This is a genomic window from Streptomyces sp. NPDC001678 (assembly GCF_042892945.1).
Lineage (GTDB): Bacteria > Actinomycetota > Actinomycetes > Streptomycetales > Streptomycetaceae > Streptomyces.
This window is the reverse complement of the sequence record NZ_JBIAUP010000003.1, coordinates 389,378-410,653: the sequence shown is the minus strand read 5'-3', so window position 1 is coordinate 410,653 and position 21,276 is coordinate 389,378. Positions and strand designations below refer to the sequence as shown.

The following is a 21,276-nucleotide window of genomic DNA, read 5'->3' as shown; positions in this document are numbered from 1 at the left end:
CCCCCCCGGGGATCGGCGGACCGCGCTTCCCCTGGACGCGGTCCGCCGAGCGTGTGGGCCGGGCCGGCCTACTGCTTGATGGAGATGGACTGGGCCGCCTCGGACTGCGCCACCGCGAACGGCGAGTTGTCGTTCACCGCGAGCGACTCGTTGTGCGCATGGACGTTGGCGATGTGCTTGGTGACGCTGGTGGTGCGGGAGAAGCTGAACTTCAGCTTCCCCAGGGCCTCACGACCCGGCAGCAGCTCGGCGGACTCGGCGTCGAGCTCGTGCGCGTTCATGCTCATGGCAGTGCCTTTCTGTTCTGACGACTCTGTTCCGGCGACGGGCTGTTACCGCTACTGCTGGATGGCGATGTTCTGCGTGGCCGCCGACTGGGCGACGGCGTCGGGCGAGCAGACGTTCAGCGCCGTCGACGTGTTGTGCGCCGAGACGTTGGCGATGTGCTTGGTGACGGTCGTGGTGCGGGAGAAGCTGAACTTCAGCTTCCCCAGGGCCTCACGACCCGGCAGCAGCTCGGCGGACTCGGCGTCGAGCTCGTGCACATCGAGCATGGTGTTCCCCCTCGGGACGGCGGTTCGTCTGTGAACCGCGGTGACGCGGACGGACACGGCAGGACCCCCCGGCTCGCGTCCGATGCGGTCGGACAAGCTGTCCAACGAGATTGGACAGTAGTGGGGTCCGCCGACGGCGCGCAAGGGGTTCCCGAAGATCCCCTCTGGACGGCCTCCGTAGAATCGGTTCACCCGAGCGCGCCCGAGCCAGCCGAGAGCAGGAAGCGACCTTCAGTGACCAACGCACTGAGCCAGATCATCAAAGAGCGCCTGGACCGGCAGGGGTGGTCCTACGGGGAGGTCGCCCGCCGGGGCGGCGTTCCGCGCTCGACCGTGCACCATCTGGCCACGGCCGAGCGCCTGGTGCGGATGCCGCAGCCGGCCACGCTCGAAGGACTGTCACGCGGCCTCGACCTCCCCCTGGACAGCCTGCGCCGCGCGGCCGCCGAGGCCTGCGGGATCCACCTCTACCCGACCGCGGAGCCGGCCGCGGAGACCAGGGAGCCGGCCGCGCCGGCGGACCCGGAGGTCGATCTGCTGATCGCGAGTGTCCAGCGGCTGTCCGCCGACGACCGCCGGCATGTGGCGGCCCTGGTCGAGTCGTTGCTCGAACGCACGCCCAAGGACCACCCGGACGGGGGCTGAACCACCCGTTCGGGCCCGCGAGTTCCGTACCGGACGTCGGCGGCGGCGCCCACGGTTCCCGGATCACCGGATTCCGGCGAATATTCGCGTCCGCCCGAGGAGCGCGTCCCCACCCGGCTATCGTCTCGGTCTGCCCGAAGCCAGGGGGAATGCGTGCTCGTTGTCAGTGGTGCCTCGACGTCCAACGCCGTCGTACGGGGGCGCTGTGGGGAATCCGTGGTCCTGCTCTCCGGTGAGCTGCCCGAAGTGCTCACCGAACGGAGCGTCGCCGAACTGCTCGACCTGGCGGCCGCCGTGCTGACGGGCGAGGAGATGGCCATGTTCCGCGACTGCCTGCGCGCGCTGCGCCGGGGGGAACGGCTGGGCCACCGCCGGGTGGAGGTCGGTGGCGCGGTGCTGACCATCTACCACGAGAGCTGAGACGCACGGGAGCTGAGACGCACGGGCGCCGAAAAGCACGGGCGCCGAAACGGCGGGAGCCGCCCCCCGGCCCCGAGACCGGAGGGCGGCTCCCGCGGCGAGCGGGTCAGGCGCGGCCGTCAGTGGCCGTGACCGTGACCGTGCCCACGGCCGCCGAGCTCCCCGAAGAGACCGCCCTCGTTGCCGGAGCCATTGCCCGACAGGATCGGGATGTCGTCGAGGATGTGCGACAGCGGGTCGTCCCCGTCGTTGATCGTCGAGTTCTCGGTGCACATCTGCTGTTGCTGCGACGACAGGATCGGGATGTCCTGGAGCCCGAGGCCGAGCACGCCGATGAGCGACTGGACGCCCAGCTTGCCGATGGCGATGCACGGCTTGTTGAACGAGCCGTTGATCAGACCCATCTGCGGGCTCATATAGCCGCTGGTATAGGTGTTGCCGTACATCTGCATGGCGCCGTTGGCGTTGTAGACGTCCCTGGCGTCACCCCCGCCGTACGCGAACGCGGGGGCCGACGACACACCGACCGCGGAAACCGCGAGCGCGGCCGTGGCCACAACCTTCTTGAACACGTTTTTTCCTCAGCTCCGGTCGACGGATTTCCTGGACTCACTGCCTAACTCGGAGCGGCCGCGAAGGTTATCGGCCTTCATTCCTTCGGCCCAGCGCGGGAAAAAGGGGAGTCCCCCCGCAGCGGGTCCCGCACACCCGCCGCAGAGGGACTCTTTCCGTTTTGCCGGACGGTTTCGGTCAGTGACCGTTGCCCGAGCCGTTGCCCGACAGGATCGGGATCTCGTCGAGGATGTGCGACAGCGGGTCGTCCCCGTCGTTGATCGTGGAGTTGTCGGTGCACTGCTGCTGCTGCTGCGACGAGAGGATCGGCACATCCTGGAGACCGACGTTGATGGCCCCGATGAGGGACTGGATGCCCAGCTTGCCGATGCCGATGCACGGCTTGTTCAGCGTGCCCTGGATCAGGCTCATCTGCGGGCTTTCCTTGCCGCCGGTGAACGTGTTGCCGTAACCGGTCTTCGCACCGTTGGCGTTGAGCACATCCTGGTCGTTTCCGATGGCCATCGCCGGCGAGGCGACGGCGCCGACCGCGGAGGCCGACAGGGCGGCCGTGGCGAGAACCTTCTTGAGCACGTCTATGCCTTTCGATCGAGTAGCGCCCCCACAGAGAAAGCGTTCTGAATAACTCCGGCCCATTGACTGGGTTGCGGGCTTTCACTCGTTCGATCCAGTGGACGCGCTAGGCCCGATCGGCGTTCATACCGGCGTTCATAGCGAAATCCAAAAGGCCCTCAACGGGTCAGTCGTCGATAGGAAAAAATGCTGGTCAGCGTCACGTACCGGTATTGCCCGCCACGCTCGCTGCGCAGTTCGCCGCGCTCGATGAGATGGGCCACGGTCCATGGGGAGAGCCCCAGCAGTGAGGCCGCCGTACGCACCGGGACGCTCAGCCCCTCGAATACCGCGGGCAGGGGCTCGGCCGGGGAACGACCGGCCGGAGCCCGGTCGTCCGGCGCGGCGTCGGCGGGCGCCTCATGGCGCGCACCACCGGCCGCGGCGAGACCCGTCGCGTAGTAGTCGTGTGCGTAGTAGTCGATCGCGGCAGCAACATGTCGTGCCATGTCGACGCGCACCATCCCCTCGGTCCAGTCACATTTACGTACCTGCCGCCAGGCTAGTCAGCTAGGCCGGAAGCGTAGGAGCCTCCTAGCCGGGCGTCAAGTATGGTTTCGCCTTGCCTGCCGTCCGGCTAGATTCCCCTCGTCGCACCCGTCCCGGCCGCCACAAGGGCACCGATGAGGGGGGCCGCCCGTTACTTACTTGCCGACGGGCTAGTTAGGAACTTAAAGAAAGCGCACCACGGACCAGCAGGAGAGTGAGCCCATGGGCAGCACATCCCAGGCACGCAAGAGCGACACCCGCGAGCGCATCCAGCAGACGGCCCTCGATCTCTTCGTCTCGCGCGGCTACGAGAAGACCTCGCTACGGGAGATCGCCGAGGTGCTCGGCGTCACCAAGGCCGCGCTGTACTACCACTTCAAGACCAAGGAGGACATCCTCGGCGCCCTCTCCGATCAGCTCGGCCGTCCGGTCGACGAGCTGATCGCCTGGGGCCGGGACCAGCCCGTCACCCTGGAGACCAAGCGTGAGCTGCTGCGCCGCTACAGCGCGGCCCTGCGCGAGGCCGCGCCGATCTACCACATCCTCCAGGAGAACCAGGCGACGCTGCGGGAGCTCGCCATCGGCGCGACGCTCCGGGAACGGGTGACGGCGGTCTCCGGGCTGCTCCACGAGGGCGAGGCGCCGCTGGACACCCGGGTGCGGCTCTCCAGCGCCCTGCTGGCCGTCCACTTCGGGGCGCTCACCATGGACGCGCTGCCGGGGGACCGTGAGGACAAGCGCGCGGCCGTGCTCCGGGTCGCCCTGGAGATCCTGGATTCCACCGCCCGCGACACCTCCGCGCGGGCCGTCACCGCGGGCTGACGCCCGCACTCATGGAAAAGCCCGGGCCGGCCGCTTCACAAAAAGTGGCTGGCCAATACAACGGTTCAATACCGTCACGTCGGTTTGCTCTACTGCCGATGAATGTTTTCGGCCGTCGCTTTCCGGCCAGCCTAAGAGAAACGGGTGCCCTGCGGCACCCTAATTACGGAATAAGACACTCCACCCCGGCGGGAAGCCGGGAAACGCGCGGGATACGGCCCGCGGTTCAGCCCACCCCGGCCGGCGCGGCCTCCAGGGCGCCCTCCGCCCCGGCCGCCCGCAGGCGCTGCCGCTCCGCCTCGGCCAGGGCCCGGGCACCGCGCCCGGGGGCCAGGTCGAGCCGGGCCAGCACCGAGGGCACGGCCACGCTGGGCATCACGTGCTCGTAGAGGATCGTGGCCCGACGCTCCAGGTCGGCGCGGTTGTTGATGGCCTGGGACATGGTGTTGATACCGGCGTACGCGCCGACGATCAGCTCCGCGGTGTCGGCCGGGACCACATGCGGCAGCACCTCGCCGCGCTCCTTGCCCTCGGCCAGGACGCGCGTGTGGACTTCCGTCCAGCCGTGGAAGGGGCCGCTGCGGTTGAGGTTCGTCGAACCGTGTTCGAGGGTGAGCCGGACGCTGCCGCGCAACAGCGGGTCCACCAGCAGCCGATGGGCGAAGATCATGCCCATGTCGACCAATTCCTGCATCTTGGACGCCCGGCCGGGCTCGGCGGCCGGGAGGTCCGTCATCATCTGGGCATCGATCACGGCGAGCGCCAGTTCCTCCTTGGAGGCGAAGTGGAAATACAGCGCCCCCTTGGTCACTTCGGCCCGGGTCAGGATCTCCGTAATGGTGGCGGCGTCGTAACCCCGCTCGTCGAACACCACCGCGGCCGCTTCCAGAATGGACTGGCGAGTCCTGATCGCGCGGTCCTGCTTTGCCACGGTCTGCCTCCGGATCGATGAGATAGCTCCGCCGCGTCCCGGCGGCGAGGGCGACATGTCGCCGGCCTACGTGCCGCGGTCGCCCCGGAAATCAAACCGGCGAGTACGTATCCTATCAAGAGCCGTCTGGCAACATGGCGCAATACACTCGATACCAATTCGTCCGGGGCGGCGCGGCCGGTCGCCCAACTCCCGTGTCACACCATGTGGAAGCCGCCGTCCACGGGAACGGTGGCGCCGGTGACGAAGGACGAACGGTCGCTCAGGAGCCAGGCCGCGGCCTCCGCTATCTCCTCCGGTTCGGCGGTGCGGGGCTGGGGCGACGCCGCGTGCAACGCCGCCTCGATTCCCGGGTTCCGCTCGAACCACTCCGCCACCACCTCGGTGCGCGTGGTGCCCGGGGCCACGGCGTTCACCCGGATGCCGTCGGCCGCGTATTCGGCGGCCGCCGCCCGGGTGAATCCGATGACCGCGTGCTTGGCGGCCACGTACGGGGCGGCCACGGGAGTGGCCAACAGCCCGCCGACACTGCTGTTGTTGACGATGGACCCTCCGGTTCCGGTCTCCAGCATGGCGGCGATCTCGTCCCGCAGGCAATTCCAGGTGCCCCGGGCGTTGACGTCCATGATGGCGTCGTAGAGTGCGTCGTCCATCAGGTGCAGCGGAGTGCGCCCCTCGCCCCAACCGGCGTTGTTGAAAGCGGAGTCAAGTCTTCCGTATCGTTCCACGGCAAAGGCGACGGCGCGGGCGGTGTCCTCACGCCGGGTCACATCGGTGACGACGTACGCCGCCTCGGCCCCCTTGTCGCGCAGCTCCGTCACCAGCTCGCGCAGCCGGTCCTCGCGCCGGGCGGCCAGCACGACCGTCGCCCCCTCGCGGGCGAACACACGTGCGGCCGCCGCACCGATGCCACTGCTGGCGCCGGTGATCAAGGCGATCCTGTCCCGCAGCAATCCCTGGTCACTCTTCATCAAGGGAACCCCTTCACTTACGCTCCGGCAGCGGTACCGTCGGGGGCGGTACCGTCAACCGGCTCCATGATGGTGGTCCGTCAGGCGTCGCCCGGCCCGGTGGGGTCCCACGACGTCCCGGCGGCGGCCTCCGCGTCGACGGTGCGCAGCATCGACTCGTCGATGGCGGAGAGCGAACCGGCCAGGTGCCGTACGCCCGCCGCCCTCATCAACTCGCCCTGGAAGCCGTGGGCGAAGCCGGAGGGGTGCCCGATGAACGCCACGCCGAGTTCGCGCGCCGCCTCCGCGACCCGGGCGACGTCGTCGATGAACACCGCCTCGTCCGGGCGGAGCCCGAAGACCTCCGTGGTGATCTCCTTGACGCCCGGCCGGAAATCGTTGGTGCAGACGTACCCGGGGCCGTCGAAGAGGTCCGCGTACGCGCCGAGGTGGCGGTCGAAGTGAGCGGCGTCGAGACCGCCGTAGCAGACGGTGGCGAGGCCCAGGGCGCGCAGCCGGCGCAGCAGTTCCACCGCGCCGTCGAGCAGCCGGACCGGGTCGCGCTCCAGATACGCGGCGCGTTCCCGGAAGTAGACCTCCAGCACCTTCTCCGGCGGCCAGTCCAGCCCGGCCGCCGCGCCCAGCGCGCGGGCCGCCACCGGCCGGGGCTGGGAGAAGACGGCGTACTCCACTTCGGCGGTCCAGCGGCCGCCCCGGTCGGTGACGAACCGGTGGATCACCGGGCTGAACGTGTCGTTGAGAAGGACACCGTCGATATTGACGGCGGCCAGCCGTATCCGTCGCAGGGACCCGACCACTATCGACCTCCATTGCCGAACGAAAGAACAGACGGGGGGAACGTTCCCTCGAATTACAAAGCGACGCACCGCGATTGCCCCAGGCGAGAGAGGTAAATCACATCGGCGCTGAAAGGCCGTCACCCGCCTTGTATCTTGACCCCCCGAAGGGCGATGACCGGGGGGCCGTCAGCAGCTCGAGAAGCCCTGACAGCACGCACCTTGACATATCCGCAGTCGATCCTGGGCGCTGCATGCTGATCCGAGGGGGAACCATGTCCCAGACCACCTCCGCGCCGGCGACCCTCGCCCCGGCCCTGCCCCGGCTGACCACCACCGTCCCGCGGGAGTACGTCCACCGCGCCGCGGTCGCCGAGGTGTTGCTCACGGGCTGGCGCAAGGTCGAGGCGAACCGGTTCCGGGTCTGGGCCCAGTGGCCGCGCGGCCACAGTTTCTTCGCCCCGCTCCGGGGAGTGCAGCACGATCCCATGCTGGTCGCCGAGACCGTACGGCAGATCGGTTCGCTGCTCGCCCACGCGGAATTCGACGTACCACTTGGATTCCAGTTCCTGATGTGGCACCTGGACTACTCACTGCGTCCCCAGCACACGACGCTCGAGACCACCCCCGCCGAACTGGTGCTGGACGTCGAATGCTCGGAAATCCGCCGCAAGGGCCGGAGTTTCGGCGGCATGCGCTATGACGTGGTCATCCGCCGGGACGGGGCGATCGCGGCCACCGGCAGCGCCTCGTACACCTGCACCTCTCCCGAGGTCTACCGCCGGCTGCGCGGCGACCGGCTGCCCGGCACGCCGACCGTGCTCGGCGCCCCGCTGCGCCCCCGGCGCGTCGGCCGGCACTCCCCGTTCGACGTGGTGCTCGCCGAGGAGGACGCGCCCGGCGCGGCCCGGTGGCGGCTGCGCGCGGACGGACGGCACCCGATCCTCTTCGACCACCCCGTCGACCACGTCCCGGGGATGGTCCTACTGGAGGCCGCCCGTCAGGCCGCGGCCGTCCTCTCACCGGACCCGGTCATCCTTCCCACCGAGCTCTCCAGCAGCTTCCACCGCTACGCGGAGCTGGACAGCCCCATCTGGATAGAGGCCACCCGCGAGACCTCCGCCGGGGGGCCGGGCGCTCCGGCCGCCACCGTCGTCCGGGGCCATCAGGACGACGAGGTGCTCTTCACCTGCGCGCTGACCTCCATACGCCCGCGGAACGCCCCCGCTCCGCCCGGCGATACGGCCGTCAACCCTTCCGAGTAGCCCTGCCCCGTTTTTTCCGGCGCTCCCTCCCCCGCTCCATTAAGGTCGTCCCGCCATCGGGACCGACGAGCCGAGGGGGCGTCCGCGGGATGGGCCTGAGTCTCACCAGCACCGCGTTCCTCGTTGTGCTCGTCGTCGCGTCCGTGCTGGCCGTTCTCGCCACGCTGCTGCTGTGGGCGCGGATCCCCGGGCCGGCGCCGCTGCGCTGGCTGGGCCGGGTGCTGCTGATCGGCCTCTGCCAGGCGACCGCGATCTGCGTGGTCGCCGTCTCGATCAACTCCAGCTACGGCCTCTACGCCTCCTGGGACGACCTCCTCGGCCGCAAGAGCACCGGGCCCGTCTCCATGCCGGGCCCGCCCGCCCACCGCGCCCGCTTCAGCCGGGCCGACTACGGCATGCAGGAGACGTACTTCCGCGGCTCGCGCTCCCAGCTCTCCGGTCAGGTGCTGGTGTGGACCCCGCCGCAGTACGAGCAGGAGCGCTACCGCCGGACGGCCTTCCCGGTGGTCGTCCTGCTGCACGGGGTGCCCGGCTCCCCGCAGTCCTGGATGGAGCTGGGCCGGATGCCGGGGGCCTACGAGCGGCTGCTGAAGGAGGGCGCGACCCGGCCGTTCATCCTGGCCGTGCCGATCATCAACCCCGGCGGCGTCGACACCGACTGCTCCGACGTGCCCGGCCGCAAGGTGGCGACCTGGCTCTCGGAGGACGTGCCCGAGCTGCTGCGCAAGCACTTCCGCACGGGCCGGGGCCCGGAGTCCTGGGGCGTGCTGGGCATCTCCACCGGCGGCTACTGCGCGGCGAAGCTGCCGCTCCAGTACCCCGGGGCGTTCACCGCGGGCGCGGCCCTGGACCCGGACCCGCTCAACGGCGACGGCGGCGCGATCCCCGATCCCGGGCTGCGCAAACGCAACAGCCCGACGTGGCTGGTGCGGCACACCGACGCCGACGTCGGGCTGTTCGTGGCGACGTCCCGGCAGGACCGGGACAGCCCGCCGCGCTACGTCGAGGAGTTCCAGCGGGAGGCGGCGGGGACCAAGGTCCGGCTGAGGACGATGCTGCTGCCGTCCGGGGGCCACAACTACGGCACCTGGATCAACCTCTACCCGGCGGCCTTCGCCTGGCTGGGACAACAGCTGCGGGGCGGTCCGACCGGCTAGCGGTGCGCTATTCCGCCGCCTCGGACTCCTCCGCCGCCTTCGGCTCCTCGGACGGCTTCGGTTCCTCCGAGGGCTTCGGGGCCCCGGAAGGCTCCGACGTCCCCGACGGCTTCCCGGAGGGCTTGGCCTTGTCCGCCGTGTCCTGCGGGAACGTCAGCTGCTGGCTCATCCACTCCAGCACCGGGCCGATCTCCCGCCGCCACGTGGTGAAGTGGTGGCTGCCCTCGGGGAGGATGATCGAGGAGGCGGTCATGGGCTGTTTGACGGCCTTGAGGAACCGCTCCGTCTCGGCGTAGTTCTTCTCGCCCTTCTTGCTGCTGGTCACCAGCACGTTCACCCGGGGCGCGGGCATGTTCTCCAGCCGCCAGAGCAGGTCGTGCTCCTGCTGCTTGCGCTTGGCGTCCGGGCCGCTGCCGAAGAGGTTGCCGGTGGTCAGGTCGTTGCCGACCTTGTAGTCACCGGAGAGCGCGGCCGCCGCGGGGTAGACGTTCGGCTGGCGCATGGCGAGCTCCAGCGCGCAGGTGCCGCCCGAGGAGTAGCCGAGGACGCCCCAGGCGCTCGGGTCGTGGCCGACCCGGTAGGTGCTCTTGAGCGCGTCGGGCAGGTCCTTGGTGAAGAAGGTCTCCGCCTGCGGGCCGTCGGGCACGTCCACGCACTCGGTGTCGCGCGGCGGCGCGATCGTCGGCCGGACCATCACGATGACGGTCGGCTGCATCCTGTTCTCCTGGAGCAGCCGGCCCGCCGTCTGCGGCACCTGGAGGTGCTGGGCCAAATTCATGATCCCGCCGGGATAACCGCTGATCACGACCATGACGGGAAAGCGGTGACGCTCGTACTGCTTCTGGAAGTACTGCGGCGGGAGATAGACGAATGCGGGGTTGATGGCCCGGGAGCGCTCTCCGACGATACGGACCGACTGGACCTTCCCCTCCTTGTCGGCGGGGCCGCGCGGAATTCCGCCCACCTTGTCGAGCCCCTGCGGCCCGGCCGGCTGCACGAGCCCGTCCTTGGACGCGCCGACCGTGGCGTACGGCCCGCCCCGGCCCATCTCGTTCACATTGACGGGGGCCTTGTCGACGCGGCCGAGGAGCTGATTCCAGGTGCCGTAGAAGCCGCCCCAGGAATTCACGGCCAGCGCCAGCGCCGCCATGATGGACAGCTGGGTGGTCACGATGGCCCCCAGCCGCCCCAGCACCGGCCGGATGCCGCGGCCCGCCAGCCGGGGCCAGATCCAGACGGTGAGCCCCACGCACAACACGGCGGCGAATACCACCGTGTACAAGAGTGACCTGCTGGTCAGGCCCATGCGCCTCTCAACTCCCTGCCCCCGTGGTGGGTACTCATGTTCGGTCCGGTAATACTCACCGATAAAGAGGCCGGAACATGCGGACAGGGTTGCCCTGACCTCATTTATTGCCCTGCTCTTGTCCTGCCCGTGTCCTGGGCTTCCCCAGGCGTTCCCGACAACGAAAGCCCCCTTCGGGCGGTTACCCCGGTCCGGTGAAGAACGGTCGACCGCCGGATGGAGACTGGCCGAACGCCGCCTTCCGCTGTTTGGTGGAATCACGGCCGAGCGTCGGGGGCACCGCCCGGGGGCGGCGGGGACGGGGCCGGTGGAGGTGGCGCGGTATGGACCGGAATCCGGACACCGAGGGGCGCAACCCGTACCTCGGGGGGTTCTACGCCCCCGTGACGGACGAGACGACCGCCTTCGACCTGCCCGTGACCGGCCGGCTGCCCGAGTCGCTGCGCGGCCGCTACCTGCGCAACGGCCCCAATCCCGTGCACGTCGCCGACCCGGCCCGCTACCACTGGTTCGGCGGCGAGGGCATGATCCACGGCGTCCGGCTGCGCGACGGCCGCGCCGAGTGGTACCGCAACCGCTGGGTGCGCTCCGACGCCGTCGCCGGGCAACTCGGCGAGAAGCTGCTGCACGGGCCGCGTCACCGGGGCCTGGACTTCGCGCCCAACACCCACGTCCAGTCCTTCGCCGGGCACTGTCTCGCCCTCGTCGAGGGCGGCGCGCTCCCCTACGAGCTGGACCCCGAGCTCCACACGATCGGCCCGTTCGACTTCCACGACACCCTGCCGGGCGGCTTCTCCGCCCACCCGGTGACGGACCCGCGCTCCGGCGAGCTCCACGCGGTGGCGTACTGCCCGGACTGGCCGTATGTGCAGTACGTCGTCGCCGGGCGGAACGGCTGTGTGCGCCGGCACGTCGAGATACCCGTCGACGGCTCGCCGATGATGCACGCCTTCTCGCTCACCGAACGGTACGTGCTGCTGTACGACCTGCCGGTGGTCTTCGGGCGGGACCCGAGCGACGGCGGCCCCCATCCGCGCTGGGACACCGGCAGGCCCGCCCGGCTCGGGATCCTGCCGCGCGACGGCGGGGCGGCGGAGACGCGCTGGCTGGAGACCGAGCCGTGCTTCGTCTTCCACCCCATGAACGCGTACCAGCGCCCCGACGGCCTGATCACCGTCCATCTCGTCGTCTACGCACGGTACTTCGACCACCGGCGACCGCTGCCCGGCGAGCACCTGGCCCACCTGGAGCGCTGGACCGTCGACCCCGCCGCGGGCACCGTGCGCCGACTCCCGCTGGACGACCGGCCGGTGGAGTACCCCCGCGTCGACCCCCGGCGGCTGACCGTCCACCACCGCTTCGGCTACGTCATGCGGGAACGGGCGGAAGGACGGGACACCGCACTCATCAAATATGACCTGGAGCGCGGTACGAGCGAGGAGTTCGAGGTGCCGGCGGGCGGTGACGTGGGCGAGGGCGTGTTCGTCCCGGCCTCGCCCGGGGCGGCCGAGGACGAGGGCTGGGTGCTGGCGTACGCGTACGACCCGGAACGCGGGGCAGGCGAACTGGTGGTGCTGGCGGCCCAGGACTTCACGGCCGGCCCCGTGGCCCGGGTGCACCTCCCGGTACGGGTGCCGCTGGGTTTCCACGGGAGCTGGGTCCCGGACTGCCCATGACACACGCTGTGGCGTGTCGGGTGTGAACGTACTGGACCGGACTTGACAGCTAGCCTTACGTAGTCGTCAAGCATGCGGACTTTTACGAGCAGTACGGACGTATCCACCCACACGATCTGAGACACACGAAGGGCATCTCCCCATGGGCATTCGGAGTCTGCTGCGGAACGCGTTCGGCCGCGCCAAGGCCGCCGGACGCGACGAACCGAGCCTCCCCCAGCAGAACGCGGGCCCCGACCAGACGGCGAACGCCGTGTCCGTTCCGGCCCAGCCGACCGCGGAGACCGCCGACCGGGCCGGCTCGACCATCCCCGACCCCGGCCCGCTCGGCCCCATCCCCACCCCCGGACCCCCCGGGCCCGACCCGGTCCCCGAGCCCGAGCCGGCACCGACCCCGATGCCGACGCCCAAGCCCGTCCCGGAGCCGGAGCCGACGCCCCGGCCGGACCCCCACCCCGTGCCCGAGCCGGCGCCCGGCCCGGACCCGGAGCCCGCGCCCGCGATGACGGCGGGGGCGACGACGACGGGGGCGACGACGGAGGCGGCGGGGGCGGCCATCAGCCTGGAGAAGGTCGAGGAGACGGCGCCCGGCCTCGTCAGCCTCTACAAGTCGGCGGGCGTCTCGCTGCGCAAGCAGGGCCTGGCGGGCCAACGGGCGGCGGTCTACCTGGTCCTGGACCGCTCGGGCTCCATGCGCCGCTACTACAAGGACGGCTCCGTCCAGCACCTCGCCGAGCAGGCGCTGGGCCTGGCGGCCCACCTCGACGACGACGGCGTCGTCCCCGTCGTCTTCTTCTCCACGGACGTCGACGGCACGGCCGAGATCGACCTCGGCAACCACCGGGGCCGGATCCAGGAACTCCACGAGTCCTATGGCCACATGGGCCGCACCAATTACCACTGGGCCATCGAGGCCGTCATCACCCACTACAAGGCGTCCGGCGCCACCGACCCCGCGTTCGTCATCTTCCAGACCGACGGGGCGCCCTACAGCAAGCCCGCCGCGGAGAAGGCGCTGTGCGAGGCGGCCGGGCTGCCGATCTTCTGGCAGTTCGTGGGCTTCGGCGACCCCGGGAGCAAGGGCTTCGACTTCCTGCGCCGCCTCGACGACCTGCCCGTGCCCGAGCGCCGGGTGGTCGACAACGCCGGCTTCTTCCACGCCGGCCTGGAGCCGCGGCTGGTGACGGACGACGAGCTCTACAAGGAGCTCATGGTCGAGTTCCCCGAATGGCTGGTGGAAGCACGCGCCGCCGGAATCGTGCGCTAGCCCGTCCCTCCGCGCCGGGCCGCCCGGCCGGCAGGTCGACGACCACCCTGAGGCCGCCCCCCGCGTTGGGGGCGGCCTTCGCCGTACCGCCGTGCGCCCGGGCCACCGACCGCACGATGGACAGCCCGAGCCCGGACCCCCCGCCCAGCCGCTCCCGGCCACGGCCCCGGCGGAACGGCTCGAAGAGCGCCGGTACCTCCGCGGCGGAGACGGCGGGCCCGGTGTTGACGACGGTCAGCCGGCCCGGGGCCACGGTGACGTCCACACCGCCGCCGGGGTGGTTGTAGCCGACGGCGTTGCGCAGCAGATTGCCGGCGAGCCGGCCGAGCAGCACCCGGTTGCCGAGGAGGGGGACGGGCCCGTCGGCGTGGAGGACGACCCTTACGCCCGCCCGCGCCGACTCCCCGGCGACGGCGGCGACTTCCTCACGGACGACCTCGGCGAGGTCGAGCCGCTCGCGGCTCTCCAGGCCGCGCTCGCTGCGGGCGAGGAGGAGCAGCCCGTCGATGAGGCGTTCGGACTGGCGGTTGGCCTCCAGGAGCGTCGCCCTCACCCGGGCGAGGTCCTCCGGGGACGGCTCGCCGTCCAGCCCGACCTGGACGGCGGCCCGCTGGGTGGCCAGCGGGGTGCGCAGTTCGTGCGAGGCGTTGGCGATGAACCGCCGCTGGCTGTCGAGCGCGCCCTGGACGGGCCGCAGGAACAGCCCGGCCGTCCACCAGCCGACGCCGAGCGCGAGCAGCGCGGTCAGCAGGAGGGCGAAGACCGACCAGAGGACCAGTTCGTGGGAGGCGGCCTCGGTGACGTCGCCCGACAGCCGGTAGATCGTGGCGGTGCCCACGGTCTCCTGCGGCTGCCCGTGGACGGGCCAGGGCCCGGTCGGCTCCGCGGGCACCGCCAGCCGGGCGATCCGGCCGGCCCGCTCGCGCGTACCGGCCCGGGACAGGACGTTCACCGTGACCAGCAGCCCGGTGCCGAGCACGGCGAACACCGCCCCGAACGCGACGGCGATACGGGCGCGGGCCGTGAGGACGGGCCGCCTCACAGGGCGTACCCGACGCCCTGCACGGTGCGGATGAGCGGTGGGTCGCCGAGCTTGCCGCGCAGCTTGCTCATCGCGACCCGGACGGCTCCGGTGAAGGGGTCGGCGTGGGCGTCCCAGGCCCGTTCCAGCAGTTCCTCGGCGCTGACGACGGCCCCGTCGGCCTCCAGCAGGATCTGCAGCAGCGCGAACTCCTTGGGAGAGAGTTCGAGCTCCCGCCCCTCCCGGCTGGCCGTGCGCCGCACGGTGTCCATGCTCAGCCCGCCCTTCTCCAGCAGCGGCGGCGCGGGACGGGCGCTGCGGCGGCGCAGCGCCCGTACGCGCGAGACGAGCTCGGGAAACTCGAACGGCTTGGGGAGATAGTCGTCGGCGCCCAGGTCCAGCCCGGCGACCCGGTCCTCCATGGAGCCGGCGGCGGTGAGCATCAGGATGCGGGTGCGGGAGCCGGAGGCGACGAGGTGGCGTGTGACGTCGTCGCCGTGTACCCGGGGCAGGTCCCGGTCGAGGACGACGACGTCGTAGTCGTGCAGCCCGAGGTAGGCCAGCGCGGCGTCCCCGCTGTAGACGGTGTCCACGGCGAACCCGGCCCTCCGCAGCCCGGTGGCCACGAGCTCGGCCAGCACCTCTTCGTCTTCGGCGACGAGCACTCGCATGACGGTTGCCCCTCGTTCCTCTCGTCCGGTACGCCCCCTTCCTTCCAGGATGCGGGTCTACCAGGCGGGGTGTTTCGGAAACCTCTCCGTTCCGTCATGCGGTGCGGAAGTGGCTTGTCAGCCGATCGTCGGGAGGCCGTAGCCCGGCTTCATCGTCTTCTCGGCGACGCGCGCCTGGAGTTCGCCGTCCTTGGTGTAGAGGCCGACCGTGGCCTTCGCCGGGGTGTCGGTGGCGATGGTGCGCTGCGTCCACTCGACGAACCCGGTGTGCTCGGCGCCGTCGCACTGGAGCTCGCGCTTGGCCTTGGTGGCCTTCAGGGTGGTCGCGCCGGAGACGACCTCGACGGCCACGTGGTCCGTCGCGGACGTGCAGACGTAGTCGAAGGAGACGTCGACGGAGGCCACGACGCCCTTGCCGAGGAAGATCTTGTTGACGGCGACGGACGGGCCGGAGGTCACGACGTCCGCGGCCTTGGCGGCCTCCCAGGCGTCCCGCGCGGCCTGGTACGTGGCATCGGCGGCCTCGTAGGCACGCATGGCCTTGCGGGCGGCCTCGGCGGCGGCCTTCGACGAGGGGTTCTCGGCGGCCTTCGCGGCGGCGACCTGGGCGGCCTGGTACGCGGCCCGGGCGGCCTCGCGATAGGCGGCCAGGGACGCCGGCTCGTCACCCTTCGCGGTCGCGGCCTCGCGGGCGGCCTTCGCCGCCGCGTCGGCGTCTTCGGCCGCCTTCGTCGGGGCGGTCGCGGCGGTCGCCGCCGGAGCGGCGACGCCGAAGGCGACAGCGGCCAGTACCGAGACGCCGGCGGCCCGGAGGATGGTGCGCTTCACTTCCGTACTCCTCAACACGTATGCGTGGGAGGAGGCGGTTACGTGCCTCTGCCGTCACCTCCCCCCGAAATGACCGTTTCAGTGTACCTGTCAGGAGCCGTCCGGCCACGCATCGTCACTCGCACCCTGACGCCCCCTTGATCCCCGCGTCACTCTCCGCGACCATTCAATAACCGATCAGGCGACGTGCGGGTGGGCATGGATAGAGGCGTGAGCGATGAAATTCCCTGTGGGACCTACGCCGTCGACACCCGGACCGGGCGGCTCGGCGAAGTGATGGACCACCACGCCGGTCACGTACAGCTACGGCCGCCGCGCGGCGGGCTGGAGTGGAACTGCCCGCCCGAGCACGCGCGGCCGGCGACGGAGAGCGAGGCCGGTCCACCCCGGGACGCCGACGCGGGGCACGGAGAGGAGGGGCGGTCGTGACGGCGCGGACGGTCTTCCTCTTCGGCACGTGGACGCTCGCCCCGGATCAGGAGCCGGACGCCGAGCCGATCACGTACGCGATGCAGTGCGCCGTGTGCGGGGCGGACTCGGAGCCGAGCGAGGACGCGGCGGTGGGCCAGCGGTGGACGTTCCAGCACGTGGGGCGGAACCCTTCCCACCACACCTTCCGGGAGACGATCACCAGACCGTGGCGGGCCTGGATGCAGCCGTGAGCGAGCCGTGGGCGGGCCGTGGACAAGACACAGCCGGGAGCAAGGGGAATACGGGCTCCCGACATTGACACAGCCGTCATAAAAGCAGCGCGGCCCCCCTCTGGCGCTCGGATACGCTAAAGGTGCACAAGCCTTTGACACACAGCGACCAGGGAGCAGCCGCAATGGCTCGACACCTCATCACCAGCGCCCTTCCGTACATCAACGGGATCAAGCACCTGGGCAACATGGTGGGGTCCATGCTCCCGGCCGATGTGTACGCGCGCTTCCTGCGGCAGACCGGCCGCGAGGCCCTGTACATCTGCGCCACCGACGAGCACGGCACGCCCGCCGAGCTGGCGGCCAAGGAGGCGGGGCTGCCCGTCGACACCTTCTGCGCCCAGCAGCACGACGCGCAGAAGGCGATCTACGACGGCTTCGGGCTGTCCTTCGACTACTTCGGCCGCAGCTCCTCGCCGGAGAACCGGGAGATCACCCAGCACTTCGCGCGTCAGCTGCAGAAGAACGGGTTCATCGAGGAGCGGTCGATCCGCCAGGTCTACTCCCTGACCGACGGCCGCTTCCTCCCCGACCGCTACATCGTCGGCACCTGCCCGCACTGCGGCTACGACAAGGCGCGCGGCGACCAGTGCGAGAACTGCACCCGCGTCCTCGACCCCACCGACCTGATCGACGCCCGCTCGGCCATCAGCGGCAGCAGCGAGCTGGAGGTGCGCGAGACCAAGCACCTCTTCCTCCTGCAGTCGAAGCTCCAGGGCGAGGTCGAGGCCTGGATCGACGAGCACGGCAAGGACTGGCCGGTGCTGGCGTCCTCCATCGCCCGCAAGTGGCTGACCGAGGGCCTCAACGACCGCGCCATCACCCGTGACCTGGACTGGGGCGTCCCGGTCCCGGCGGACACCTGGCCGGAGCTGGCCGCCGAGGGCAAGGTCTTCTACGTCTGGTTCGACGCGCCCGTCGAGTACATCGGCGCCACCAAGGAGTGGGCCGACCAGGACCCGGAGAACCGTGACTGGAAGTCCTGGTGGTACGAGGCCGAGGACGTCCGCTACACCCAGTTCATGGCGAAGGACAACGTCCCGTTCCACACGGTGATGTTCCCCGCCACCGAGCTGGGCACCCGCGAGCCCTGGAAGAAGGTCGACTACGTCAAGGCCTTCAACTGGCTGACGTACTACGGCGGCAAGTTCTCCACCTCCCAGAAGCGCGGCATCTTCACCGACGCCGCCCTTGAGGTGCTGCCCGCCGACTACTGGCGCTACTTCCTGATCGCGAACGCCCCGGAGTCCGACGACTCGTCCTTCACCTGGGAGCACTTCGCCGCGACGGTCAACAAGGACCTCGCCGACACCCTGGGCAACTTCGTCAACCGCGTCCTGTCCTTCTCCCGCAAGCGGTTCGGCGACGAGGTGCCGGCCGGTCTGGAGGAGGGCGAGGCCGAGGCGCAGCTGGGCCACCAGATCGCCGAGCTGCTCGCGGAGTACGAGCGGCACATGGAGGAGCTCCAGTTCCGCAAGGCCGCGCAGGCGCTGCGCGCCCTGTGGAGCGCGGGCAACTCCTACCTGGAGACCAAGGCCCCCTGGCTGGAGATCAAGACCAACCCCGAGGGCGCCGCGCTGACGCTGCGTACGGCGATGAACCTCATCCACCTGTACGCGATCGTCTCCGAGCCCTTCATCCCGGCCTCGGCGGCCGCCATGCGCTCGGCGTTCCAGCTGGCCGACGACAATGCCACCTGGGTCACGCAGGACGAGGCCCGCTCGCTGACCTTCGTCCCGGCGGGCACGCCGTTCACCGTGCCGCCGGTGCTCTTCGCGAAGATCACCGAGGACGACCTGGCGGCGTACCGCGAGCGCTTCGGCGGCGGCGAGGAGACCGCCGTCTGAGCCCGATGCACATCCGGTCGTGAGGGCCCGGGACCGCTACGGCGGTCCCGGGCCCTCACGCGTACGGGCGGGTGGGGTGTTTAGCGCCATGCCATCGCCGCCGGGCCGTCAGAAGAAACGGTTACGGAGCCGGTTCCGGCCAAGGTCACGGCGCACCGTGGCGACCCGGAACCGGCGGAGCGGCCGGTGACCGCCGTCTGTCCGGATCGCACCGGCTGGCTCGTAGGCGCCCCTGTGACCGGCGTGCGCCCCGGCGTACGGTCCGTCTGTTCTTCGCGTACGCGACGGGTTCGCAAACCGGAGGTCCTCTGATGTCGCTCTTCCCCTACAAGCAGTCGTTCGCGGGCTCCACCGTTCCGCCGGACTGGCAGCTGTCCGGCTCGGCGAGGATGACCGGCCAGGGCTGGCTCAGCCTCACCCAGGCACGGACCTTCCAGGCGGGCACCGCGCTGCTGAACATCGCCTTCCCCAGCAGCGACGGCATCTCGGTGGAGTTCGACCTCGCGGCCTACGGCGGGTCCCCGACCGTCGCGGACGGCATGTCGTTCTTCCTGATCGACGGCGCGTACGAGACCGGGGCGGGCGGCCCGGGCGGGGCGCTGGGCTACGCCTGCTACCAGAAGGGCCAAGCGGAACAGAAGCCCGGCGTCACCAAGGGGTACGTCGGCATCGGCATGGACCAGTACGGCTCGTTCTCCGATCCGAGCCAGGCCGGCAACGGCGGGCCGGGGCCGAGGCCGAACAACGTCGTGCTGCGCGGCTCGGGGGACCAGTACGACGGCTACCGCTACCTCACCGGCGTCGCGCTGCCGACGCTCAGCCTGAGCCGCCAGAACCCCACGCGCGTCCTGCTGACGGTCATCGACCGCGTGGTGACGGTCTCCGTCCGCAAGGACAACTCCTGGCAGCGGCTGATCGACTACGACCTGAGGAACGCGACCGGGCAGGCGGCACTGCCCGCCACCCTCAAACTGGGCCTCTCGGCGGCCACCGGCATGTACACCAACAACTACGAGGTCCGTGATCTGGCGGTCACCCTCCCCGCCGAGATGCCGCTGGCGATGACGGGGCCGCAGACGGCGACGGCCGGTTCGCCGATCGGCTACCGGATCACCGTGTCGAACAAGGGGCCCAACGCCGTGCCCGACGCCCAGGTGACCGGCAAGATCCCCACCGAGGTGTCCGGGGCGGTCTTCGGGACGATCGAGCTCACCGGCGGCGCGACCGCCGGTACCGGCACCATCTCCAACGGCACGTTCACCCAGCCGCTCGTCCTCCCCAAGGGCGGGGGTGCCGTCATCCCGCTGAACGGCACGATCAACACCGGTGTCGTCGGCGACATCACCTGTGACGCCACCATCTCGTCGGCGACCCGGTCGAACATCGCGACGAAGTACTCCGACTCCGTCACCACCAAGGTGACCGCGCCGGCGACGGCCGATGTCCCGCTGGGCATGCGGGGCCCGGCGGTCGCGGACTCCGGGAAGCCCGTCTCCTACACGATGACCGTCCAGAACAACGGGCCGGGCGACGTCGGCGAGGCGGAGCTCACCGGTACGTTCCCGGTACAGCTCACGGGGGCGAAGTTCGGGCCTCCGCTGCTCTCCGGCGGCGCCGAGGCCGGGCAGGGCACGGTGAGCGGCGGCGCGTTCACCCAGCCCCTGAAGCTCCCCAAGGGCGGGAAGGCGGTCATCCGGCTGGACGGCACCGTCCAGCAGAACTGGACCGGCGACCTCACCGTCACCTCGAAGATCGACACCAAGAAGGTCACCAACACCTCGCCCCACACGTCCGGCTCCGTCACCACCAGCGTCTCGACCCCGAAGATCGACATCACCGTCAAGGAGAAGACGGGCTTCGAGCAGTCCTGGCCGCCCGAGGCCAAGGGCTATGTGTGGTCGTTCCTCTTCGAGCTGGCGGCCAGCAAGAACCGCGTCCAGCAGTGGCAGCTGACCTTCGACCTGCCCGTACCCGGCCGGTTCAACCCGCAGTACAAGGAGCACTGGTACACCGTGGTGAAGGACGGCAGCGACGACGGGCACGTCGTCATCGAGTCGCCCGCGACCGGGCACAGCATCGAGCCCAACACCCCGCTCGACGTACGGGTGCAGGTCCTCTACCCGTCGAAGGCCGAGTCCGCCGACGGCACCCTCTACAACCTCCAGGGCATCGCCCTGAAGGAGGGGAAGAAGTAGCGCGCTATACGCGCGTTGATCGTTCGGCAATCGTTCGTTCAGCCCGCTGCGGAAGGCTTCACCATGTGTTCGAGAAGTCCATCACCGTAAACGTTCATTCCGCCGACGAGGTCGGCCGGCACCGGATCGTCCGGCAGCTCCGGTCGCTCCCCGGTGTCGACGTCGTCAGCGAGACGCCGGCGGTCGACATCCTGCTGATGGGGCGGCACGACACCGACGCCCCGGAGAAGCTGCGCAGACTGGCCCGGGCCGGCCACGCGCCCCTGGTGGTGATCGCCGACGAGCTCGGCGAGACGGAGCTGCTGGCCGTGTCGGAGTACGGCGTGCGCTCCGTCCTGTGGGGGGAGCGGCTCACTCCGGGCCGGTTGTCGCGGGCGGTGCACCAGGCGGCGGGCTGCTGTCCCAGAGAGCCGATATCCGTCGCCCTGGTCTGACCCGGTCGTAGAGACGGGAAAACGCCGCCGGGGGGGGGGGGGGTGGGGGCCCCCCCGCGGCGGGGGGGCGGGGGGGCGGGGGGTGTTAAACAGGGGGTGGGGGGTGGGGGTGTGC

At 70.5% G+C, this 21,276-nt stretch carries 24 protein-coding genes; 12 read left to right on the top strand and 12 right to left on the bottom strand.

The genetic code is table 11. The features are described 5' to 3' along the window. Positions 1 to 68 precede the first annotated feature (68 nt). Both ACFYZR_RS08630 and ACFYZR_RS08625 read right to left on the bottom strand, forming a co-directional pair. Positions 69 to 287 carry a hypothetical protein gene (locus tag ACFYZR_RS08630; protein WP_189455678.1) on the bottom strand — a complete coding sequence of 73 codons (219 nt, stop codon included), beginning with the start codon at positions 285 to 287 and terminating at the stop codon, positions 69 to 71. A 51-nt stretch (positions 288 to 338) separates the two neighbouring features. After that, a complete protein-coding gene (locus tag ACFYZR_RS08625) occupies positions 339 to 554 on the bottom strand; it encodes a hypothetical protein (RefSeq protein ID WP_391906953.1) in 216 nt (71 codons plus the stop codon). Between the two features lie 234 nt (positions 555 to 788). Between ACFYZR_RS08625 and ACFYZR_RS08620 the strand changes: the two genes are divergently transcribed. Continuing rightward, entirely contained in the window at positions 789 to 1,199 is a 411-nt protein-coding gene (locus ACFYZR_RS08620; protein WP_391906951.1) for a helix-turn-helix domain-containing protein, read from the top strand. A gap of 153 nt (positions 1,200 to 1,352) precedes the next feature. Then, a complete protein-coding gene (locus ACFYZR_RS08615) occupies positions 1,353 to 1,619 on the top strand; it encodes a hypothetical protein (protein ID WP_358623777.1) in 267 nt (88 codons plus the stop codon). Between the two features lie 119 nt (positions 1,620 to 1,738). On the opposite strand, the gene ACFYZR_RS08610 is transcribed toward ACFYZR_RS08615, so the two are convergent. The 3 genes from ACFYZR_RS08610 to ACFYZR_RS08600 form a co-directional block, all read right to left on the bottom strand. Then, positions 1,739 to 2,191: a rodlin gene (locus tag ACFYZR_RS08610; RefSeq protein WP_391906947.1), complete on the bottom strand. Its 453-nt coding sequence runs from the start codon at positions 2,189 to 2,191 to the stop codon at positions 1,739 to 1,741. Positions 2,192 to 2,369: 178 nt separating this feature from the next. Continuing rightward, positions 2,370 to 2,765 (bottom strand): rodlin, encoded by a 396-nt coding sequence (locus tag ACFYZR_RS08605; protein ID WP_391906944.1) that lies wholly within the window; start codon positions 2,763 to 2,765, stop codon positions 2,370 to 2,372. A 158-nt stretch (positions 2,766 to 2,923) separates the two neighbouring features. Further along, the gene (locus ACFYZR_RS08600; protein WP_361700865.1) at positions 2,924 to 3,253 is read right to left on the bottom strand and encodes a hypothetical protein; all 330 of its coding nucleotides are present in this window, start codon (positions 3,251 to 3,253) and stop codon (positions 2,924 to 2,926) included. A 262-nt stretch (positions 3,254 to 3,515) separates the two neighbouring features. Between ACFYZR_RS08600 and ACFYZR_RS08595 the strand changes: the two genes are divergently transcribed. Next, the gene (locus tag ACFYZR_RS08595) at positions 3,516 to 4,115 is read left to right on the top strand and encodes a TetR/AcrR family transcriptional regulator (RefSeq protein ID WP_391906941.1); all 600 of its coding nucleotides are present in this window, start codon (positions 3,516 to 3,518) and stop codon (positions 4,113 to 4,115) included. 226 nt (positions 4,116 to 4,341) lie between these two features. Here ACFYZR_RS08595 and ACFYZR_RS08590 read toward each other — a convergent pair whose 3' ends face one another. From ACFYZR_RS08590 to ACFYZR_RS08580, 3 genes are all read right to left on the bottom strand, one after another. Further along, the gene (locus ACFYZR_RS08590) at positions 4,342 to 5,046 is read right to left on the bottom strand and encodes a ScbR family autoregulator-binding transcription factor (RefSeq protein WP_391906938.1); all 705 of its coding nucleotides are present in this window, start codon (positions 5,044 to 5,046) and stop codon (positions 4,342 to 4,344) included. Positions 5,047 to 5,243: 197 nt separating this feature from the next. Further along, positions 5,244 to 6,017 (bottom strand): SDR family NAD(P)-dependent oxidoreductase, encoded by a 774-nt coding sequence (locus ACFYZR_RS08585; RefSeq protein ID WP_391906935.1) that lies wholly within the window; start codon positions 6,015 to 6,017, stop codon positions 5,244 to 5,246. 80 nt (positions 6,018 to 6,097) lie between these two features. After that, positions 6,098 to 6,814 (bottom strand): HAD family hydrolase, encoded by a 717-nt coding sequence (locus ACFYZR_RS08580; protein WP_391906932.1) that lies wholly within the window; start codon positions 6,812 to 6,814, stop codon positions 6,098 to 6,100. Positions 6,815 to 7,068: 254 nt separating this feature from the next. Here ACFYZR_RS08580 and ACFYZR_RS08575 point away from each other — a divergent pair, with 254 nt between their 5' ends. Next, positions 7,069 to 8,058 (top strand): ScbA/BarX family gamma-butyrolactone biosynthesis protein, encoded by a 990-nt coding sequence (locus tag ACFYZR_RS08575; RefSeq protein ID WP_391906929.1) that lies wholly within the window; start codon positions 7,069 to 7,071, stop codon positions 8,056 to 8,058. 89 nt (positions 8,059 to 8,147) lie between these two features. Beyond that, positions 8,148 to 9,215 (top strand): alpha/beta hydrolase, encoded by a 1,068-nt coding sequence (locus tag ACFYZR_RS08570; RefSeq protein WP_391906926.1) that lies wholly within the window; start codon positions 8,148 to 8,150, stop codon positions 9,213 to 9,215. Between the two features lie 7 nt (positions 9,216 to 9,222). On the opposite strand, the gene ACFYZR_RS08565 is transcribed toward ACFYZR_RS08570, so the two are convergent. Beyond that, entirely contained in the window at positions 9,223 to 10,521 is a 1,299-nt protein-coding gene (locus ACFYZR_RS08565) for an alpha/beta hydrolase (protein ID WP_391906924.1), read from the bottom strand. A gap of 323 nt (positions 10,522 to 10,844) precedes the next feature. On the opposite strand from ACFYZR_RS08565, the gene ACFYZR_RS08560 reads away from it, so the two are divergent. Together ACFYZR_RS08560 and ACFYZR_RS08555 are read left to right on the top strand one after the other, a co-directional pair. Beyond that, positions 10,845 to 12,197, top strand: coding sequence for a carotenoid oxygenase family protein (locus ACFYZR_RS08560; protein ID WP_391906921.1), 1,353 nt, complete (start codon positions 10,845 to 10,847; stop codon positions 12,195 to 12,197). Between the two features lie 142 nt (positions 12,198 to 12,339). Then, positions 12,340 to 13,464: a VWA domain-containing protein gene (locus tag ACFYZR_RS08555; RefSeq protein WP_391906919.1), complete on the top strand. Its 1,125-nt coding sequence runs from the start codon at positions 12,340 to 12,342 to the stop codon at positions 13,462 to 13,464. On the opposite strand, the gene ACFYZR_RS08550 is transcribed toward ACFYZR_RS08555, so the two are convergent. From ACFYZR_RS08550 to ACFYZR_RS08540, 3 genes are all read right to left on the bottom strand, one after another. Then, the gene (locus ACFYZR_RS08550; RefSeq protein WP_391906917.1) at positions 13,406 to 14,506 is read right to left on the bottom strand and encodes a sensor histidine kinase; all 1,101 of its coding nucleotides are present in this window, start codon (positions 14,504 to 14,506) and stop codon (positions 13,406 to 13,408) included. The genes ACFYZR_RS08555 and ACFYZR_RS08550 overlap by 59 nt on opposite strands. Next, complete coding sequence (locus tag ACFYZR_RS08545) at positions 14,503 to 15,156, bottom strand: response regulator transcription factor (RefSeq protein ID WP_391906915.1); 654 nt, start codon at positions 15,154 to 15,156, stop codon at positions 14,503 to 14,505. The genes ACFYZR_RS08550 and ACFYZR_RS08545 overlap by 4 nt, the downstream gene beginning before the upstream one ends. 117 nt (positions 15,157 to 15,273) lie before the next feature. After that, positions 15,274 to 15,984, bottom strand: a complete 711-nt coding sequence (locus ACFYZR_RS08540) for a hypothetical protein (protein ID WP_391906913.1) — start codon at positions 15,982 to 15,984, stop codon at positions 15,274 to 15,276. A 210-nt stretch (positions 15,985 to 16,194) separates the two neighbouring features. Here ACFYZR_RS08540 and ACFYZR_RS08535 point away from each other — a divergent pair, with 210 nt between their 5' ends. The 5 genes from ACFYZR_RS08535 to ACFYZR_RS08515 all read left to right on the top strand — a co-directional run bounded on the left by ACFYZR_RS08535 (position 16,195) and on the right by ACFYZR_RS08515 (position 21,161). After that, positions 16,195 to 16,413 (top strand): hypothetical protein, encoded by a 219-nt coding sequence (locus ACFYZR_RS08535; protein WP_391906910.1) that lies wholly within the window; start codon positions 16,195 to 16,197, stop codon positions 16,411 to 16,413. Next, positions 16,410 to 16,646: a hypothetical protein gene (locus ACFYZR_RS08530; RefSeq protein WP_391906907.1), complete on the top strand. Its 237-nt coding sequence runs from the start codon at positions 16,410 to 16,412 to the stop codon at positions 16,644 to 16,646. Before ACFYZR_RS08535 ends, ACFYZR_RS08530 begins: the two co-directional genes overlap by 4 nt. Positions 16,647 to 16,810: 164 nt before the next feature. Next, a complete protein-coding gene (gene metG / locus ACFYZR_RS08525) occupies positions 16,811 to 18,532 on the top strand; it encodes a methionine--tRNA ligase (RefSeq protein ID WP_391906905.1) in 1,722 nt (573 codons plus the stop codon). 311 nt (positions 18,533 to 18,843) lie between these two features. After that, entirely contained in the window at positions 18,844 to 20,727 is a 1,884-nt protein-coding gene (locus tag ACFYZR_RS08520; RefSeq protein WP_391906902.1) for a hypothetical protein, read from the top strand. A 65-nt stretch (positions 20,728 to 20,792) separates the two neighbouring features. Next, positions 20,793 to 21,161, top strand: a complete 369-nt coding sequence (locus tag ACFYZR_RS08515) for a DNA-binding response regulator (RefSeq protein WP_391906900.1) — start codon at positions 20,793 to 20,795, stop codon at positions 21,159 to 21,161. Positions 21,162 to 21,276: the final 115 nt, after the last annotated feature.

What these genes read in the sequence shown, in the direction of transcription:
- ACFYZR_RS08560 (WP_391906921.1), top strand. Translation starts at nt 10,845, where the DNA reads ATGGACCGGAATCCGGACACCGAGGGGCGCAACCCGTACCTCGGGGGG.
- ACFYZR_RS08595 (WP_391906941.1), top strand. Translation starts at nt 3,516, where the DNA reads ATGGGCAGCACATCCCAGGCACGCAAGAGCGACACCCGCGAGCGCATC.
- ACFYZR_RS08575 (WP_391906929.1), top strand. Translation starts at nt 7,069, where the DNA reads ATGTCCCAGACCACCTCCGCGCCGGCGACCCTCGCCCCGGCCCTGCCC.
- ACFYZR_RS08625 (WP_391906953.1), bottom strand. Translation starts at nt 554, where the DNA reads ATGCTCGATGTGCACGAGCTCGACGCCGAGTCCGCCGAGCTGCTGCCG.
- ACFYZR_RS08630 (WP_189455678.1), bottom strand. Translation starts at nt 287, where the DNA reads ATGAGCATGAACGCGCACGAGCTCGACGCCGAGTCCGCCGAGCTGCTG.
- ACFYZR_RS08585 (WP_391906935.1), bottom strand. Translation starts at nt 6,017, where the DNA reads ATGAAGAGTGACCAGGGATTGCTGCGGGACAGGATCGCCTTGATCACC.
- ACFYZR_RS08570 (WP_391906926.1), top strand. Translation starts at nt 8,148, where the DNA reads ATGGGCCTGAGTCTCACCAGCACCGCGTTCCTCGTTGTGCTCGTCGTC.
- ACFYZR_RS08520 (WP_391906902.1), top strand. Translation starts at nt 18,844, where the DNA reads ATGTCGCTCTTCCCCTACAAGCAGTCGTTCGCGGGCTCCACCGTTCCG.
- ACFYZR_RS08555 (WP_391906919.1), top strand. Translation starts at nt 12,340, where the DNA reads ATGGGCATTCGGAGTCTGCTGCGGAACGCGTTCGGCCGCGCCAAGGCC.
- ACFYZR_RS08545 (WP_391906915.1), bottom strand. Translation starts at nt 15,156, where the DNA reads ATGCGAGTGCTCGTCGCCGAAGACGAAGAGGTGCTGGCCGAGCTCGTG.
- ACFYZR_RS08565 (WP_391906924.1), bottom strand. Translation starts at nt 10,521, where the DNA reads ATGGGCCTGACCAGCAGGTCACTCTTGTACACGGTGGTATTCGCCGCC.
- ACFYZR_RS08600 (WP_361700865.1), bottom strand. Translation starts at nt 3,253, where the DNA reads ATGGCACGACATGTTGCTGCCGCGATCGACTACTACGCACACGACTAC.
- metG (WP_391906905.1), top strand. Translation starts at nt 16,811, where the DNA reads ATGGCTCGACACCTCATCACCAGCGCCCTTCCGTACATCAACGGGATC.